Genomic DNA, 1816 nt, shown 5'->3' on the forward strand with positions numbered 1-1816 from the left:
CCACCGGACCCGGACGCGGACGCCTGCGCGTGCGAGCCCGGTCCGTCGGCGCGGGCCGATGCGCTCGCCGAGTAGGAGTGGCGGCAGTTCGCCGCCCCCGAACAGGACGCCGACGCCGCCGCCTGGCCGCCCCCGCCCGAGGCGTGCGCCGTGGTCTGCACCCCGCCGCTGCCCATGCCGCCGGCGTCGGAGCCGTGGGCGGAGGCCAGGGCGCCGGGGGCGCTGGCTTGGGAGCTGGCCGAGTAGGAGTGGCGGCAGTTGGTGCCGGGGCTGCCCTGGCAGCCTGCCGCCGCGGCGGCCATGCCGTCCCCGGTGTGGGCCTGGGCGAAGGTCTGCACCCCGCCTCCGCCGACGCCGCCGTGGCCGGAGCCCTCGGCGGAGGCGTCGGCCCGGTTGCCCCGGTTGGCCGAGCTGGCGGCGCTGCGGGCGTGGTAGGAGTGCGAGCAGGCGGCGCCTTCGGAGCCGGCGCAGGACGCCGACGCGGCCGCGTGCTGGTCGGTGGCCTGCGCTGATGCGGTGGTGGCGCACCAGCCGCCGCCGGCGCCGCCGGCGCTGGAGCAGTCCGCGCGGGCGTCGGCGGTGTTCGACCCGGCGGAGTGGGCGGCGGTGCTGTGGGTTTCGGCGGTGCGGGTGCAGCCAGGGCCCGAGCAGGACGCGGCGGCCATTGCCTGGCCGGCGGTGGCGATGGCCCGGCCGGCGGTGTCGCAGCGCTGGCCGGCGCCGCCGGTGCAGTCGGCGGTGAACCGGGCGGTGTTGGCGCCGCTCTGGGCCGAGCCGTCGGCGTGGGTGCGGCAGCCGGAGCCGCCCTGGCAGCCGGCGGCCACGGTTGGCAGGCCGTCGGTGACGGTCACGGTGGTGTCGCTCTGGCAGGCCCCGGCGCCCGCGCAGGTGGCGGCGGCGGTGTTGTTCGGCGCGGTGGCCGTGGCGGAGGTCTTGGTCGCGCAGGCGGCGCCGTTGGCGCGGCAGTCGGCGGCGGCGGTGGCGAGGCCGGTGACCGTCCCGGCGGTGGGGGCGGTGGCGGTGGAGGTACCGACCATCACCCCGGCCTCGCAGCCGGCGCTCTCGCAGCCGGTGGCGGCCTCCGAAGTGGAACGGGGGCCGGTGCCGGTGGGGGCGGTGGCGGTGCCGGTGGCCTGGCCGGTGCAGCCGCCGTCGGGGCAGGAGATGGTCGATCCGGCCCGGCCGGTGCCCGACGAACCGGGCAGGGAGGTCTTGTCGCCGGTGGCGGTCAGTCCGGAGTCGCGGCGGGTTTCGGTCTCGGCGTTGCTCCCGACCGTGCAGCCGGATCCGGTGGAGGTGCAGTTGGCGGTGGTGTGCGCGGTGGCGCCGGTGTTGGTGTCGCCGGTGGTGGCGGCGGTGCAGCCAGGGCCGGCGCAGCGGGCGGTCGCTTCCGATCGGGATAGGGCGGCCGGGGGGTTGGTGATCGGCTGGTCGGCGTTCTCGCCGGTCTGCTTGCGGGCCTCGGTGAGGATGTCGGCGACGACCTGGCCGGAGCCCGAGGCGGAGCTGGTGAGGGCCTGGCACGCGGCGCCGGTGGTGTCGCAGGAGCTGCTGGTGGTGCCGGTGGCTTCCGGTGGGCCTCGGGTTCCTTCGCCGCCGCCCGCGTGGTCGGCGGCGCCGATGCCGGTGGCGGTGCTGTGTGGGGTGCCTTTGCAGGCGCCGGTGTTGGTGTCGCAGGTGAGGTTGGCCCAGGCGGTGGACCAGGACGAGGCGCCGGGGACGGTGGGGCCGCCGGAGCTGGCCGAGGAGCCGGGGGCGGTGGCGGGCTGGTTGGGGTTCTTACCGCCTTGGGCGGGCTGGTCGGGGGTCTGGGGGG

The 1816-nt window shown here is 78.1% G+C and carries 1 protein-coding gene; it reads right to left on the minus strand.

Features of this window, described 5'->3' with window-relative positions; all coding sequences use genetic code 11:
• Nucleotides 1–1816: hypothetical protein (locus N912_RS64980; protein WP_028928023.1), on the minus strand; the 1816-nt coding region annotated here is incomplete at both ends.

It is taken from the genome of Actinospineispora acaciae DSM 45401, assembly GCF_000620785.1.
Classification (GTDB): domain Bacteria; phylum Actinomycetota; class Actinomycetes; order Mycobacteriales; family Pseudonocardiaceae; genus Pseudonocardia; species Pseudonocardia acaciae.